This is a genomic window from Caproiciproducens lactatisolvens (assembly GCF_052443335.1).
GTDB lineage: Bacteria > Bacillota > Clostridia > Oscillospirales > Acutalibacteraceae > Caproiciproducens.
Map to the genome: position 1 here is coordinate 1,627,742 of NZ_CP195750.1, position 14,306 is coordinate 1,642,047.

The 14,306-nt window shown below is 48.4% G+C and carries 16 protein-coding genes and 5 tRNA genes; 14 read left to right on the forward strand and 7 right to left on the reverse strand.

All coding sequences use genetic code 11. The annotated features are described in order from the left end of the window. The first annotated feature begins 54 nt into the window (after positions 1 to 54). From ACRQV7_RS08025 to ACRQV7_RS08090, 14 genes are all read left to right on the forward strand, one after another. On the forward strand, positions 55 to 357 hold the full coding sequence (locus ACRQV7_RS08025; protein WP_038324176.1) for a YerC/YecD family TrpR-related protein: 303 nt from the start codon (positions 55 to 57) through the stop codon (positions 355 to 357). After that, a complete protein-coding gene (locus ACRQV7_RS08030) occupies positions 354 to 1,097 on the forward strand; it encodes a class I SAM-dependent DNA methyltransferase (RefSeq protein WP_444657749.1) in 744 nt (247 codons plus the stop codon). Before ACRQV7_RS08025 ends, ACRQV7_RS08030 begins: the two co-directional genes overlap by 4 nt. Positions 1,098 to 1,110: 13 nt before the next feature. Next, the gene (gene hslO / locus ACRQV7_RS08035; protein ID WP_444657750.1) at positions 1,111 to 2,010 is read left to right on the forward strand and encodes an Hsp33 family molecular chaperone HslO; all 900 of its coding nucleotides are present in this window, start codon (positions 1,111 to 1,113) and stop codon (positions 2,008 to 2,010) included. Between the two features lie 83 nt (positions 2,011 to 2,093). After that, a tRNA-Val gene (locus tag ACRQV7_RS08040) sits at positions 2,094 to 2,170 on the forward strand. Positions 2,171 to 2,179: 9 nt separating this feature from the next. Beyond that, positions 2,180 to 2,256 (forward strand) — tRNA-Asp (locus tag ACRQV7_RS08045). A 3-nt stretch (positions 2,257 to 2,259) separates the two neighbouring features. Beyond that, positions 2,260 to 2,335: transfer RNA gene (locus tag ACRQV7_RS08050), tRNA-Phe, on the forward strand. Between the two features lie 5 nt (positions 2,336 to 2,340). Further along, positions 2,341 to 2,416, forward strand: a tRNA-Gly gene (locus ACRQV7_RS08055). 5 nt (positions 2,417 to 2,421) lie between these two features. Then, positions 2,422 to 2,496, forward strand: a tRNA-Cys gene (locus tag ACRQV7_RS08060). A gap of 94 nt (positions 2,497 to 2,590) precedes the next feature. Further along, positions 2,591 to 3,319: an N-acetylmuramoyl-L-alanine amidase gene (locus tag ACRQV7_RS08065; protein WP_444657751.1), complete on the forward strand. Its 729-nt coding sequence runs from the start codon at positions 2,591 to 2,593 to the stop codon at positions 3,317 to 3,319. Positions 3,320 to 3,382: 63 nt separating this feature from the next. Beyond that, entirely contained in the window at positions 3,383 to 4,753 is a 1,371-nt protein-coding gene (gene radA / locus ACRQV7_RS08070) for a DNA repair protein RadA (protein ID WP_444657752.1), read from the forward strand. 256 nt (positions 4,754 to 5,009) lie between these two features. Beyond that, the gene (locus ACRQV7_RS08075) at positions 5,010 to 5,990 is read left to right on the forward strand and encodes an efflux RND transporter periplasmic adaptor subunit (RefSeq protein ID WP_444657753.1); all 981 of its coding nucleotides are present in this window, start codon (positions 5,010 to 5,012) and stop codon (positions 5,988 to 5,990) included. Then, the gene (locus ACRQV7_RS08080; protein ID WP_444657754.1) at positions 5,983 to 7,173 is read left to right on the forward strand and encodes an ABC transporter permease; all 1,191 of its coding nucleotides are present in this window, start codon (positions 5,983 to 5,985) and stop codon (positions 7,171 to 7,173) included. The genes ACRQV7_RS08075 and ACRQV7_RS08080 overlap by 8 nt, the downstream gene beginning before the upstream one ends. A 4-nt stretch (positions 7,174 to 7,177) precedes the next feature. Further along, the gene (locus tag ACRQV7_RS08085) at positions 7,178 to 7,966 is read left to right on the forward strand and encodes a DUF6873 family GME fold protein (protein ID WP_444657755.1); all 789 of its coding nucleotides are present in this window, start codon (positions 7,178 to 7,180) and stop codon (positions 7,964 to 7,966) included. 92 nt (positions 7,967 to 8,058) lie between these two features. Beyond that, a complete protein-coding gene (locus ACRQV7_RS08090) occupies positions 8,059 to 9,084 on the forward strand; it encodes a tyrosine recombinase XerC (protein WP_444657756.1) in 1,026 nt (341 codons plus the stop codon). 17 nt (positions 9,085 to 9,101) lie between these two features. Here the strand turns inward: ACRQV7_RS08090 and ACRQV7_RS08095 are convergent, their stop codons facing one another. From ACRQV7_RS08095 to yajC, 7 genes are all read right to left on the reverse strand, one after another. Beyond that, positions 9,102 to 9,995, reverse strand: a complete 894-nt coding sequence (locus ACRQV7_RS08095) for a tyrosine recombinase (RefSeq protein ID WP_275715853.1) — start codon at positions 9,993 to 9,995, stop codon at positions 9,102 to 9,104. A gap of 20 nt (positions 9,996 to 10,015) precedes the next feature. Further along, the gene (locus ACRQV7_RS08100; protein WP_444657757.1) at positions 10,016 to 10,702 is read right to left on the reverse strand and encodes a stage II sporulation protein M; all 687 of its coding nucleotides are present in this window, start codon (positions 10,700 to 10,702) and stop codon (positions 10,016 to 10,018) included. A 30-nt stretch (positions 10,703 to 10,732) separates the two neighbouring features. After that, positions 10,733 to 11,542, reverse strand: a complete 810-nt coding sequence (gene proC / locus ACRQV7_RS08105) for a pyrroline-5-carboxylate reductase (RefSeq protein WP_444657758.1) — start codon at positions 11,540 to 11,542, stop codon at positions 10,733 to 10,735. A 223-nt stretch (positions 11,543 to 11,765) separates the two neighbouring features. Then, positions 11,766 to 13,124, reverse strand: coding sequence for a thioether cross-link-forming SCIFF peptide maturase (gene scfB, locus ACRQV7_RS08110; RefSeq protein ID WP_444657759.1), 1,359 nt, complete (start codon positions 13,122 to 13,124; stop codon positions 11,766 to 11,768). 76 nt (positions 13,125 to 13,200) lie between these two features. Further along, positions 13,201 to 13,347: a six-cysteine ranthipeptide SCIFF gene (gene scfA, locus ACRQV7_RS08115; RefSeq protein WP_081928276.1), complete on the reverse strand. Its 147-nt coding sequence runs from the start codon at positions 13,345 to 13,347 to the stop codon at positions 13,201 to 13,203. Positions 13,348 to 13,425: 78 nt separating this feature from the next. Next, positions 13,426 to 13,845 carry a TIGR04086 family membrane protein gene (locus ACRQV7_RS08120; RefSeq protein WP_444657760.1) on the reverse strand — a complete coding sequence of 140 codons (420 nt, stop codon included), beginning with the start codon at positions 13,843 to 13,845 and terminating at the stop codon, positions 13,426 to 13,428. Positions 13,846 to 13,925: 80 nt separating this feature from the next. Next, complete coding sequence (gene yajC / locus ACRQV7_RS08125) at positions 13,926 to 14,249, reverse strand: preprotein translocase subunit YajC (RefSeq protein ID WP_275715863.1); 324 nt, start codon at positions 14,247 to 14,249, stop codon at positions 13,926 to 13,928. Positions 14,250 to 14,306 lie beyond the last annotated feature (57 nt).

Sequence of the window (14,306 nt, forward strand, 5' to 3'; positions counted from 1 at the left end):
GGACTTTTGTGTGTTAGAATTTTATTCTATTAAATGAATAAGGAGTGAAACCGTTTGAATTCAAAAATTAAAGATGAGAGTGTGGACTTTTTGTTTAAAGCGATTCTTTCTTTAAAGACGGTTGACGAATGTTATAATTTTTTTGAGGACCTATGCACAGTACCAGAGATCAAAGCAATGTCGCAGCGTCTGCTTGTGGCCCATATGCTGAGCACCAAACGGGTCTACAGCGACATTGTTGCCAAAACCGGCGCTTCCACAGCCACCATCAGCAGAGTCAACCGTTCGCTGAACTACGGCTGCGACGGCTATGAGCTGGTATTTAACAGGATCGACAAAGACGAAAAGAGCAAATGAGCTATTCGTCTTTTGCCCTCTATTATGACAGCCTTACACAAAATGTCAGTTATCCGGAACGGGCGGAGTATCTGATCGGTTTGCTGGACAGGCTGGACCATAAGGCCGGACTGACGCTCGATTTGGCCTGCGGCACAGGCAGCTTTACCATTGAACTGGCTGAGCGCGGAATCGACATTTACGGAATAGACGGCTCCGAGTCCATGCTTTCCGTTGCAAAGCAAAAAGCGGCGGACCGTGGGCTGGATATCCTCTTTCTGCGTCAGCAGATGCAGAGTATCGACCTGTACGGCACGGTCGATACGGTGATCTGTATGCTGGACAGCATCAACCATCTGACCCGTGAAAGCGATGTGATGAAGACGTTTTCACGTGTTTCGCTTTTTCTGAATCCGGGCGGATATTTTATTTTTGATATGAATACACTGTATAAGCACCGGTATATTCTCGGAAATCAGACATACGTTTATGACACGGACGATGTTTACTGTGTCTGGCAGAACCGTTTTGAAGAAAAGACCGGCCGGGTCGGAATCACTCTGGACTTTTTCGGCCGGGAGGGCGAGGCTTACCACAGAAGTTCCGAGCACTTTTATGAGCGCGCTTACGATACGGAGCGGATTGTTTCCATGCTGTCCAAAGCGGGACTGGAAACCGTGGGTTTGTTTCGCGAACTCAGTTTTGAAGAACCGGACGATCAAACGGAACGAATTGTCGTTGCAGCAAGAAAGATAAAATAAAAGGATTTTTAATATGGATAGAATGATCAGATGCATTACCTCCGACGGCAGCATCATGGCCGCCGCCGATTCCACCTATCTGGTTGCCACGGCCCAGCAGATTCACGGCACCAGCCCGGTCGCAACCGCGGCGCTCGGCAGGCTGCTCACGGGCGCTTCCCTGATGGGCTCGATGCTGAAGAAGGAAGACGCTTCGCTTACGCTGAAAATCAACGGGGGAGGACCTTTGGGCACAGTGATCGCCATTGCGGACAGCCACGGCAACTGCAGGGGCTGCGTTGACAATCCCGCCGTTGAGCTGCCGCTCAAGCCAAACGGAAAGCTTGATGTCGGCACGGCGGTAGGTGCGAACGGTATTCTGGGTGTGATACGCGATTTTGGCGAGGGAAGCCCTTATATCGGCCATGTGGAAATTAAATCAGGAGAAATCGCGGAGGACCTTACCAATTATTATGCCGTCAGCGAACAGATTCCCACCGTTTGCGCGCTGGGGGTGCTGCTCGACAAAGGGGACAGCCGCCGGCTCCTTGCGGGCGGGATGCTGATACAGGTTTTGCCCGGGACGGATCAGGCGGCAATAGACAGGCTGGAACGAAATGTAAGCGGATTAAAACCGGTCACGACCATGCTGGCCGCGGGAATGTCGATAGAAGAGATGTGTAAAACCGCGCTGGAAGGCTTTGAAATGGAAATTCTGGACGAATTTCAAATCGGTTATGTCTGCAATTGCAGCAAGGAACGTGTGCTCCGTGCGATTTCAACACTGAAACCGGAGGATATCCTGTCGCTGGCGGATGAGAAGGGCTTTGCCGAGGCGAAGTGTCAGTACTGCGGTCATACCTATCAGCTGTCGGAACAGGAATTGAAAGAGCTTGCGGAAAAAAAAGCAAGCAAAATAATCCGGGGAAAATGAAAAAAATGTAATTTTAGTGTTGACAACTGGCACAATATATAGTATTATATAACACGTCGCTGATGAACGCGGCACACGCGAATGGGAGCATAGCTCAGCTGGTTAGAGCACCTGCCTTACAAGCAGGGGGTCATAGGTTCGAGTCCTATTGTTCCCACCACTTAAAGTTGGCTCGGTAGTTCAGCTGGTTAGAACGCTAGCCTGTCACGCTAGAGGTCGTCGGTTCGATCCCGATCCGAGTCGCCATTTGCCTCTGTAGCTCAGTTGGTAGAGCAGGGGACTGAAAATCCCCGTGTCGGTGGTTCGATTCCGCCCGGAGGCACCAAGCATGCGAACGTAGCTCATCTGGTAGAGCGCCACCTTGCCAAGGTGGAGGTAGCGAGTTCGAGCCTCGTCGTTCGCTCCATTTTTGGCGTCATAGCCAAGTGGTAAGGCATGGGTCTGCAAAACCCTGATTCCCCAGTTCAAATCTGGGTGACGCCTCCAAGCAAAGGGAAAAGTCCGTAAAACAGGTTTTGTTTTACGGACTTTTTTAATATCGCAATCACCCCATGCATATAGATTGCATGGGGTGATTGCATTGAACGAGAAAGAAGCCAAAACCTATTTTATACCGATAGCCGTACTGGTTTTATGCTGTCTTGCTTTTTTGCTGCTGTCCTACATCTCCTATCATAAAATCGATAAAATGGCTTTGGCCTTGGCGGAAAAACGCAATCCCGTTATTGTGATCGATCCGGGACACGGTGGGGAAGACGGGGGAGCCGCGGGGAAAAACTCCGCGCTTGAAAAGGACATTAACCTGGCAATTGCCCTGCAGCTGGAAAAACTTTTGAAAAGCTCCGGAATGCGTGTCGTGATGACAAGGACCACGGATGCTTCCATTTGTGACGATCACCTTGACACCGTGAGGGAACGAAAGGTCAGCGACCTCCATAACCGCCTGAAAATCATTGAGGAGCAGGGCGACTGCATCTTTATCAGCATTCATCAAAACCATTTCACGGAAAGCCGCTACAGCGGAGCGCAGATCTTCTACTCAAAAAATACCGACGGAAGTAAAATTCTGGCCGAAAATATCAAAAGCCGGATTGTAGAGCTGATTCAGCCGGAAAACAAGCGGGAGACAAAGCCGGCCACCAGTTCCATTTATCTCCTGTGGAACACAAAAGTTACCGCTGTGCTGGTCGAGTGCGGTTTCCTTTCCAATGATTCCGAGGCCGCGAAACTGAATGATAAAACTTATCAGCAGGAAATGGCGTTTTGCGTCTACAGCGGACTGCTGGATTACCTTCATTCCGTGGAGTAGCGTCTTGTATTCATCCACAGGTTGGGCTATAATTTAAAAAACAGGAAATAAGAGGAACAAAAAATGGCTTCCAAATCAAAAAGTATTTATATCTGCTCCGAGTGCGGGTTTGAATCTGCAAAATGGTTCGGAAAATGTCCCGGCTGCGGGCAGTGGAACACGATGACAGAAGAAATCAGGGAACCGGCCGTCCAAAAGAATTCGGCGGGTGCGGCGCGTAAAAATACCGTCCCTGTTTCCATCAATGAAATCAGTACCGCGGAGGAAGCCCGTTATCATACCGGTTTAACGGAACTGGACAGAGTGCTCGGCGGAGGGATTGTAAAAGGCTCCCTGATTTTGATCAGCGGAGAGCCGGGAATCGGCAAATCGACGATCCTTTTGCAGATCTGCGAATATCTCGGGCAATCCCTGAAGATTCTATATGTATCGGGAGAAGAATCAAACCGGCAAATAAAGCTCCGTGCGGCCCGTCTGGGCGTTCAAAGCGATAATCTCTATATCCTGACCGAAACGGACATTCAATGCGTTATAGAGCAAATGAGAGCCCAAAAACCCGATCTGGTGATGATCGATTCCATCCAGACGATGAATGATACCGATCTGAATTCGTCGCCCGGCAGCGTCACACAGGTGCGGGAATGCACCAATGCCGTGATGCACACCGCAAAAGCGCTGGAGATCCCAACCATTCTCGTCGGCCATGTCAATAAGGACGGGGCCATCGCGGGGCCGAAGGTGCTGGAGCATATCGTCGACGCGGTGCTTTATTTTGAGGGGGACCGCCAAATGTCCTACCGGATTCTGCGGGCCGCAAAGAACCGGTACGGTTCCACCAATGAAATCGGCGTGTTTGATATGGGCGACAACGGGCTTCATCAGGTGGACAACCCTTCGCTCGCTCTGCTGGACGGAAGGCCGAAAAATGTATCGGGGACCTGCGTCACCTGCGTAATAGAAGGTTCCCGCCCGATTCTGGCCGAAATACAGGGACTTGCAACGACGACCGGCTTTGGGAATCCCAGAAGGATGTCAACCGGTTTTGATTACAACCGAATGTCTCTGCTGCTTGCCGTACTTGAAAAACGGGCGGGATACTATTTTTCCAATCTGGACGCTTATGTCAATGTTGTAGGAGGATTAAGGCTGGACGAGCCCGCGGCGGACCTTGCGGTAGCCATGTCGCTCGTATCCAGCCTGAAGGATATCCCCGTCAGCGACGACGCCATTGTGTTCGGCGAGATCGGCCTTGCCGGGGAAATACGCGCCGTTACCCATGTCGACGCCAGAATCAGCGAGGCTGCCCGGCTGGGCTTTACAAAATGCATTTTACCCTTTCACAGCCTGAAGCAGGTCAACGTCAAAGGGAACGGCATTCAATTGATCGGGGTCAAAGGCGTGAGGGAGGCGTTTGAGGCTTTATCTGGTTGCTGACAGGAGCCCGGGGAGTGACTTTGATGCAGTGCACACAGCCGTCGCCGGTATAATTGGTAATTGCGGAAGGCATTTCCAGACTGCAGTAGCCGTCATGCTGATAAATACAGTCTTCATCACATTGAATGATGCTCATTTATGTTCACCTCAATTATATTTTGGGGGATAAGCGTGAAAATTATTCATTGATTTGCTTAAAATTGAGCTAATATTTTCCCTCTTCCATCACAGAATAAACAGGAATGGGGGAATGAGAATGAAGAAGTATGTAATGCTATTGTCCTTTACAGCTATGATGGTCGTAGGAATTCTCACATGGGGTGTTTTTTCGCGAAATTCCGCCGTTCCTGTCAGTATTGTAAAGGTAAACCCGGTTACAGTCGAAAATTCTGTGACGTGCAGCGGCAGGGTAGAGCGGGTTTCGATGCACAACGTCTACTCGCCGTCCGCGGCTTTTGTCAGCCAGGTTTATGTCCAACTGGGGGACAAAGTTACCCAGGGACAGCGCTTAATGGACATTCAGGTGCCTTCCTCCGCTTCCGATTCTTCCAGTTCTTCCGATTCCGAATTGGACGGAACGTACGAAAGCCTTCTCAATCAATACAGCGGACAGAGCCAGATTACGACCAGGACGATTACTTCTCCGTACGAAGGAAAAATCACGTCGCTCTCGGTTGTCAACCAGGGCTACGTCCAGGCCGGCACCCCGGTCGCGGTCATATCGGACAGATCCGATATGCTCCAGGTAAGGCTTTCGGTCAATGAATCGCAGATTTCCGACATAAAGAAAGGGCAAAAGGCGATTATTACCGGTGTAGGATTTAAAAACACGGCGTATACCGGCACTGTCAAAAGCATTTCCACCGAAGCGAAACAGATGGTTTCCACAACAGGGCAGGAAACGGTGGTAGAGGTAATCGTCAGCGTCGAAAAACCGGGGAGCGATATCAAGCCCGGTTATACCGCAAAGGCAAAAATTATTACATCTGAAAACCCCAATGTCCTTATTGCGCCCTACAACGCCGTCAGAGCCGATAAAAACGGAAATGAATATGTGTTCAAGTTAAAAGAAAAGAAGGCCGTCAAAACCCCTGTGGTGACCGATAGAGAATTTGACGACGGTTTTGAAATAACCAGCGGCCTGTCCGAAAACGATGAAGTCATCGCCAACCCGGATTCCGTGTCAAACGGGGCTCACGTCATCCCCAAAGAAAGTTCGGTGAGCTCCGATGATTGACTATGTAAAATCCGCGTTTCAGAATTTGGGCAGAAAGCGTGTCAGGACGGTGCTTACCATACTGGGAATCGCGATCGGTGTGGCCTCCGTCGTGATTATCGGCAATATCAGCCAGTGCGGAACCAACGCGCTCAGCAACGAGCTGGAAAGCCTCGGCTTGAGCGGTCTTACCATTTCCTCTTCGTCGGATACCGCCGCCCCGGTTTCTCTCAATGAAGACGACCTGAGTATTATCAAACGGTGCGATCAGGTGGAACAGGCAGCTCCCGTGATGGTGGAAAGCACGGATATCTCGGCCAGAAAATTGAGTTCCAAAGCTCTGGTGTGGGGGATAGACACCAACGCAAGCCAGATTATTTCCATTAATCTGCTGTACGGCCGGCTGTTCAATTCGGAGGATATCAGCACGGGTGCAAACGTATGTTTGGTAGATGAAGCTTTTTCAAAAAGCACCTATATGAGAAGCAATATCATCGGGAAAACAGTGTCCATTATGAGCGGCGGAGTCGAAGAAAATTATAAGGTGATCGGGATTATTAAAACGGGCAGCGGCCTTTTGCAGAACATGATCGGAAACTATATCCCCACCTTCGTCTATGTTCCTTACACCACTGTTCAGGCCGCATCCGGAAGAAACGATTTCGACCAGATCGTGGTCAAAGTGAAATCCGGTGGCAATGTAGAGAGCATCGGAAAAACAATCGTAGACACGCTCAACCGCGACAACGGGACAGCGGACGCGTTCGTATCCAATAATCTTGCCAAGCAAAAGGACAGCCTTACCAATATGCTGGGAATTGTTACTCTGATTCTTTCCGCGGTAGGCTCTGTTTCCTTATTGGTGGCAAGCCTGAGCATCATGACCGTCATGCTGGTTTCGGTGAACGAACGGACGCGGGAAATCGGAATCAAGAAAGCGATTGGGGCAAAGCAAAGCTCCATCATGCTGGAATTTATGTTCGAGGCCGTTCTGATATCCCTGATCGGCTGCGTCTGCGGTATCGCGGCCGGATATGTCATTTCCTTCGCCGGCGCTGAATATTTTGGCGTAGAGCTGAGTACAAGAGCGGATATCATGATGATCGCAGTAGAATTTTCCCTTGCATCCGGCACTGTTTTCGGGGTTTATCCGGCTTATAAAGCGTCAAGGCTGAAGCCCGTCGACGCGCTCAGACAGGAGTAAAAATATGGGTTTTATCCAAACTCCGAACCTTCCGGAGTCGGACGTGGCCGCAGCGGCCATGTCCGGTACATATCCCGCAGTTGCGGACGCGCTCAGAGCGCGGAATATAGAAGTTCTTCCGATAAAGCCGTGTAAGACTTTGAGCGTGCCGGTATGCTGTCATGCCGATATGCTGCTGCACCACCTGGGCGGCAATCGAATCGTTGCGGCAAATGGGAAAGAGGATCTGAAAATAAAACTGGAACAATTAGGGTTCGAGGTATCCTATTCGAACAAATGTATTTCCAATTCTTATCCGCAGGATGTCATTTTAAATTGCGCCCGTATCGGAAACCGGTTATTGGCCAACTGGAAGGCCATCGACAGCACGATTTATGAGTACTGCAGCGCGAACCGGATAGAAATAACGGACGTAAGGCAAGGATATGCGAAATGCTCCACAATCATTGTCGACAGCCGGTCTGTGATCACGGCGGACCCGTCCATAGCGGAAGCGGCGGAAAGAATGAGGATGGATGTTCTGAAAATTACGCCGGGCTATGTAAATTTAGAGGGATACGAATATGGGTTTCTTGGAGGCGCCTGCGGAATGATCGGGAAAGGAAAACTGGCTTTTACAGGCAGCATCAAAAATCATCCTGATTATTCTGGTATGAAAAGCTTCTGTGATCAGAAAAAGGTGGAATTGATTTCTCTGACGGACGGTCCGCTGCTGGACATTGGGGGAATCCTTCCGTTAAAAACCGTAAACCGTATCGAAAAAGAAACCTTAGAAAGAAATAGAAATCCTTGACTGTCCCCTAAAAAAATGATATAATTATACAAAATAAAAATTTTGTATAATTAAGGGGACTGGAAAACCAAAGAAAGGATTTGAATTGGCTCATGAAATCAGAAATAAAATCTGAATGGATGGCTGAAGCGCCGCCGATCATCAAAGAATTTCTGGGATACGTCGGGACGATTAAAGGAAAATCTCCAAAAACCGTTGATGAATACTATCTTGACTTACGTACGTTCTTCAGGTATATTAAAAAATCCCGGGACCTTGTGCCACCGGAAACCGATTTCGAGAAAATCAGTATTTCCGACATTGATCTCGATCTCATTAAAACCATTACTCTGACGCATGTTTTTGAGTACATGAATTATCTGTCCACAGAACGCCAGAACAAAGCTTCGACCCGGTCCAGAAAGGTTTCCAGTTTACGGACTTTTTTTAAATATCTGACGAATAAGACCGGAAAACTGGCTGTAAACCCGGTTCAGGAGCTGGAAACGCCCAAGCAAAGGAAAGCTTTGCCGAAATATCTGACTTTGGAGCAAAGTCTGGAGCTTTTGTCCAAAGTGGACGGCCCTGCCAAAGAACGGGACTACTGTATCCTTACACTGTTTTTAAACTGCGGCATGCGGTTGTCCGAACTGGTCGGCCTGAATCTGAGCGATGTCCGCCACGGCACGTCGACGGTCAGGATCGTCGGCAAAGGCAACAAGGAACGGATCGTTTATCTGAACGACGCCTGTCTTGACGCGATCGACCGCTATGTCGCGGTGCGGCCCAACGATGCCCTGACAGACAAAAACGCGCTGTTCATCAGTAAGCAGAAGAAACGCATCAGCCCGAAAACCGTACAGTATCTCGTCAAAAAGTACCTTTCGGAAATTGAACTCGGCAACCTTTCCGTACATAAGCTCCGCCACACGGCGGCGACCCTGATGTATCAGCACGGACATGTCGACATCCGGGTCTTAAAGGATATTTTAGGCCACGAAAATCTGGGTACCACAGAGATTTACACCCATTTGTCCGACGAACAGATGGCCAACGCGGCAAAGGCGAATCCTCTGTCGAAGGTAAGGCGGCAAAATTCCGCTGATTTAAAAAAGGCGATAAAAAAAGAACCGGAATAACCGGTTCTTTTTTGTATTTAACCCAGCTTTGCACGCGGATGGCAGTTGTTGTACACTTTTTTAAAATGGTCGTTTAATAAGTGTACGTAAACCTGTGTGGAGGAAATATCCGCGTGGCCGAGCATCATCTGTATATCTTTCAGCTCCGCGCCGTTTTCCAGCAGATGCAGTGCAAAGGAATGGCGGAGCGTATGGGGAGTAATTTCTTTGACGATTCCCGCCTTTTCCGCATATCCTTTTACAATTTTCCAGAAGCCCTGACGGGTAAGCCTGCGGCCGTTCAGATTCGTAAAGAGTGCCTGTCCCCCATCCGGCGTGATGATCAGGCTCCTGACTCTGATAATATATTCCGATATGGCGTTTACCGCCGTGGGATAAACCGGAATCAACCGCTCGCTTTTGTCATTTTTGCAGCTCAGCATCCCCGTGTGGATGTTAATATCCTGAATATTCAAATCAACCAGCTCCGAAGCCCTGATTCCGGTTGCATACAGAAGCTCCAGCATGGCTTTGTCGCGGCAGCCCTTCGATTCCTGAGTATCCGGCTGGGACAGCAAAAGCTCAATTTCCTTGCCGGACAGGATCTGTGGGAGCTTTTTTACCGTCTTTTCCAGTTTAACGGCCTTTGCGGGATTGCTGTCCGCCTGGCCGGTAATAATCAGATACTGATAAAAACACCGGATGGAAGCGACATTTCTCGTAATCGTAGCGTTTGACTTTTTTAATTCTGTCAGATTTGCAACATATGTATTGATAAAGTCGGAATCCGCCTGAGCTGGATCGCCCGGCCCGTTCTCATCCAGAAATGATAAGAAATGCCCGACGTCGCGAATATACGAATCCAGTGTGTTTGCAGACACAGCTTTTTTATTGACCAGATAATTGCTGAAATCCGAACAGTAGTCCTTCATTTTGTCCTATCCCCTCTATTTTAAAAAGAAAACATACGCGCAAAACATCCTGAAAATATAACGTCAATCACCGCCGCCAGAAAAGCAACCATCAGAATGGCACCGAAATTCAGTAAATACGGTTTCATTTTTGGCGGGCTGATTGTCCCTCTTTGAGACACGACACTGCATGACGCAATCATTCGGGAAAATCGTGTCCCCTCCCTTGCCGCAAGCAGAATTGCAAGGCAGCACACAAATGCCCCGGGCAAAATAACCACCAGATTAAATAATACGCCCATAAAGCCATACGCCGCATACAGATATCCGGATGTCAGCCCCAAGCCGAAACCCCGGAAAAACAGAACCGCAGGGATGATAAACATCCCCCACACGGAAAGCCCGCAAAGAAAACAGGCCAGTATAAAAAGAAAGGAGGAAGCAAAGGAAGCGGAGAAAATGGAGATAATCGGCTGTACAGCCCTGGCTTTATAATTGCTGTAAAATAGAAAATCCAGTTTATTTAACGCTGTGAAATCCGCATTTCTGGCGAAAACCGCTCCAAAAATCATGCCGATGATTAAAGAAAGCGAGAACAGCACCAGAACATAATTTTCACGCAGTGCTTTTAAAAGAATCCTGCTGTTGATAACAGGCCTGTGCCGAAAGCTGTGTTTTACAACAATCATACTCAAACATCCCCTTAACAGATATAAGGAACCATTCATAAATGTATGAGAATGATTTGTGTTATATGATTACTTGCCCAGCTCTTCCGCTCTTTTTGTACAGGCCCTCATCGCCTCGTCCACGATTTGCTCAAAATGATGCTCATAAAAAACATCCAGTGCTTTTAAGGTGGTTCCACCGGGTGAAGAGACCATTTTAATCAGCATTTCCGGGGTCAGTTCCGGCTGGCGCAGCATTCCCGCGCTGCCCTCCAGCGTCTGGCAGATCAGCTGTAAAGCCGTGTCGGCGGCGATCCCCTGTTTAACGGCGCTGTCCAACATCGCTTTGGCGAACAGATAAATATACGCCGGGCTGCTGCTGTTTACGGAAATGACGGCGTTCATCTGGCTTTCATCCAAAACCGTTACCGTTCCGCAGGCGCCGAATAATGACAGAACCAGCTGAAAATCTTCGTCCGTTACATTTTCCGTCCTGCTTAATGCGGTTGCGCCCTTGCCGATCAAAAGGGGCGTGTTGGGCATGGTCCTGATAACTGGACACCGGCAGCCAAGAGCACTGTTGATATAGTGGGTCGAGATGCCCGCCGCAATAGAAACAAACAGAATTTTTTGATTTATAACAGGTTTTATCGAAGCCAATACTTCAGCAAAATTCTGCGGTTTGACCGCCAGAAAAACGATATCGCATTTTTCAATTAGCTGTTCAATCGAGTCAACGGTCCGTACTCCCGCCTTTTGCCGCAGCGCTTCCCGTTTCTCCCGGTTGATATCATAAACAAAAACCTGCTGTGCCGGAAAGGTTTTTGTCCCGACAATCCCATTAATAATAGCGCCTGCCATATTGCCGGCGCCGATAAACCCCAGTATTTTATCACTCAAAAAAAACACCTGCCTTGTAACTATATACTATAATACATTTTTTACCAGTTAGCAATACAAAAATATACAAGAAAACCATTTTTATGCATTTTCAAATAATTTATGTAAACTGTATTATGTAAACTAACAGAAATTATGTAATAAACGTTATGTAAACCTTATAAATAAAAATACGCACGCTTACATTTTTAAAGCAAGCGTGCGCCGCTCATCCGTTTTCTTGCTATTCAGCCATGGCCGCCTTGATCATAATGGCGCATTCCAGGCGTTTTTTTTCAAGATCACAGGAGATCTTATGGGCTTTATGGATATCCCCTTCATACTGCTGGCTGTTCGCGTTGCAGCCGCCGCTGCAGTAAAATTTGGCCCAGCAGTTTCTGCATTCCGGTTTTGAATAGACGTTTGCCAGCGCGAAGGAATGCTTCATATCGGTATTCAAGGTTCCGTCCATGACATTCCCCATTTTAAAGCTCTCGTCCCCTACGAACTGATGGCAGGGGAAAATATCTCCCTCCGGCGTTACGGCGATGTATTCGTTGCCGCAGCCGCAGCCGCGAAGGCGCTTAATGGCGCACGGGCCTTGATCGAGATCCAGCATAAAGTGGAAGAAATTGAACCCCTTCCCCGCCCTTTTGCGGTCAATGATCGTATTTGCCAGACGCTCATACTCTTCAAATACGCGGGGCAAGTCCTCTTCCCCGATCGAATAATCCAGCTTCACGTCCGAGACCACCGGCTCAACGGAAATCTGCTCAAAGCCAAGCTCGGCCATATGTAACACATCGTTGGTAAAATCAAGATTGTGTTTGGTAAAGGTTCCTCTGGCGTAATAGTCCTTGTCGCCGCGTGACGCGACCAGCTTTTGGAACTTCGGAACAATTGTATCATAGCTGCCCGTACCGTCGGCCCTGACCCGCAAAAGATCATTGACGCTTTTTCTTCCGTCAAGGGACAGCACGCAGTTGGACATTTCCCGGTTGATAAAATCGATCTTGTCGTCCGTCAGCAAGATGCCGTTTGTCGTAATGGTGAACCGGAAACTTTTATTGTGTTCTTTTTCGATACTGCGGGCATAATTGACGATTTGCTTGACAACCTCAAAATTCATCAGCGGTTCGCCGCCGAAGAAATCGACTTCAAGGTTATGCCTTCCCTCTGATTTCTCGATCAGGAAATCGATCGCTCTCTTTCCTACCGTAAAGGGCATCAGCATTCTGCCGCGGCCAAAGTCTCCCTTGGCGGCAAAGCAGTATTCGCACCTTAAATTGCAGTCGTGGGCAATATTCAGGCACATGGATTTTACCGGGGCATCCTTCATCATTTCAGCGAACTTTCCATATTCGTCCGTTGAAAAAAGCTGACCGATCCGGTACAGCTCTTTCAGCTCCTCATAGGCTTCACGAACGGTTTCGCCGTCATATTTTCCGCTCAGGCCGTTCAGCATTTCCCGGGGAGGATTCTCCGGCACGCTGTCATTTAAATAGTCCAGCATATCAAACGGCGCGTCGTCAAAAAGATGAACTGCCCCGCTGTTGGTGTCCAGTACGATATAAAAACCATTTAAAGAATACTTGTGAATCATGTATTTTCTCCGTTTACACAAAATTTAAGGGACATTACTGTCCCTTAAGGTTTGAATGAAATTCAAATCAATTGATTTATCTGCCGGCGTTTTCGCATTTCTGGTTTGCGACAGTGCAGGAAGTTTTGCAGGCCGACTGACAGGACGCCTGGCACTCGCCGCATCCGCCTTTGACCGCGCTCTCTTTTAAATTGGCTTTATTCAAAGTCTTAATCTGTTTCATTTTTTGAAACCTCCATTTCAATATTACTGATCATTTTCGCTTCATGATTATATCACACTGACGGAAAGAATAAAAGTATTATTTTACTTTTGACTTCTTACTGACCGCAAGCAGCCCGCCGATTGCGCCGGAAAGAACCATTACCAGCATCCTGATTCCGGCCGTAAGGGAAACAGGCTCATGGGACGCAATCATACCGGAAACAAGAAACAATACAAACAGCAGCAAACCGGACAAAGCGCCGTAGGCCAAACCGCGTTTACGGGAAATTTTCGCTGTGACAAACCCCGCCACAAAGGACGCGAGTACGGACAATCCGAGCATCATAGGGGAAATCAGATTCTGCGGAATATGTCCAGCCGACACAAAGGCCAAGGCAAAAACACCCAGCAGGGCAGCACAAAGTACGGCCCCGACGACAGTCCCGAGGAGAATGGAGCGCAGCGCTCCCAACATCGGATTTTCATTTAAATGCTTTAAATGCTTCTTGCTTTTCATTACCAGCGCCCCCTCAAATATCTAATACCATAGATATTCAGAAGGCACCGAAGATATACTAATTATTCCGCTTTTTCGGCTTATTCGGCGTCCGCGTGAACGGTATCGATGCTTCCGATCGCCCAGCGCTTGATGCGGATTTTGACGCGGTCCGTACCGGTTTCGATAACGATGGTGTCGGAATCGTCCTTAATGCCGACTACTCGTCCGACAATTCCGCCGATTGTGGTGATATCATCGCCGATTTGGATATTATTGCGCATTTTCTCTTCATTTTTCTTTTTCTTGGACTGGGGACGGATTCCAAAGAAATAAAAAGCGCCGATAATGGCCACGTAAAGGAGAACGATGGTCCATGTACTTCCTCCGGCCGCAGTGGTTCCTGTCAAAGTGTTGAAATTCATTATAGAACTGCACCTCCAATTTAATATAATGATTATAGCAACTTATTCGTCGTCTTG

Bases quoted from the DNA above. Each gene is read 5' to 3' on its own strand.
- ACRQV7_RS08030 (WP_444657749.1), top strand. From the start codon at position 354: ATGAGCTATTCGTCTTTTGCCCTCTATTATGACAGCCTTACACAAAAT.
- hslO (WP_444657750.1), top strand. From the start codon at position 1,111: ATGGATAGAATGATCAGATGCATTACCTCCGACGGCAGCATCATGGCC.
- radA (WP_444657752.1), top strand. From the start codon at position 3,383: ATGGCTTCCAAATCAAAAAGTATTTATATCTGCTCCGAGTGCGGGTTT.
- ACRQV7_RS08075 (WP_444657753.1), top strand. From the start codon at position 5,010: ATGAAGAAGTATGTAATGCTATTGTCCTTTACAGCTATGATGGTCGTA.
- ACRQV7_RS08080 (WP_444657754.1), top strand. From the start codon at position 5,983: ATGATTGACTATGTAAAATCCGCGTTTCAGAATTTGGGCAGAAAGCGT.
- ACRQV7_RS08085 (WP_444657755.1), top strand. From the start codon at position 7,178: ATGGGTTTTATCCAAACTCCGAACCTTCCGGAGTCGGACGTGGCCGCA.
- ACRQV7_RS08090 (WP_444657756.1), top strand. From the start codon at position 8,059: ATGAAATCAGAAATAAAATCTGAATGGATGGCTGAAGCGCCGCCGATC.
- ACRQV7_RS08095 (WP_275715853.1), bottom strand. From the start codon at position 9,995: ATGAAGGACTACTGTTCGGATTTCAGCAATTATCTGGTCAATAAAAAA.
- ACRQV7_RS08100 (WP_444657757.1), bottom strand. From the start codon at position 10,702: ATGAATGGTTCCTTATATCTGTTAAGGGGATGTTTGAGTATGATTGTT.
- scfB (WP_444657759.1), bottom strand. From the start codon at position 13,124: ATGATTCACAAGTATTCTTTAAATGGTTTTTATATCGTACTGGACACC.
- scfA (WP_081928276.1), bottom strand. From the start codon at position 13,347: ATGAAACAGATTAAGACTTTGAATAAAGCCAATTTAAAAGAGAGCGCG.
- ACRQV7_RS08120 (WP_444657760.1), bottom strand. From the start codon at position 13,845: ATGAAAAGCAAGAAGCATTTAAAGCATTTAAATGAAAATCCGATGTTG.
- yajC (WP_275715863.1), bottom strand. From the start codon at position 14,249: ATGAATTTCAACACTTTGACAGGAACCACTGCGGCCGGAGGAAGTACA.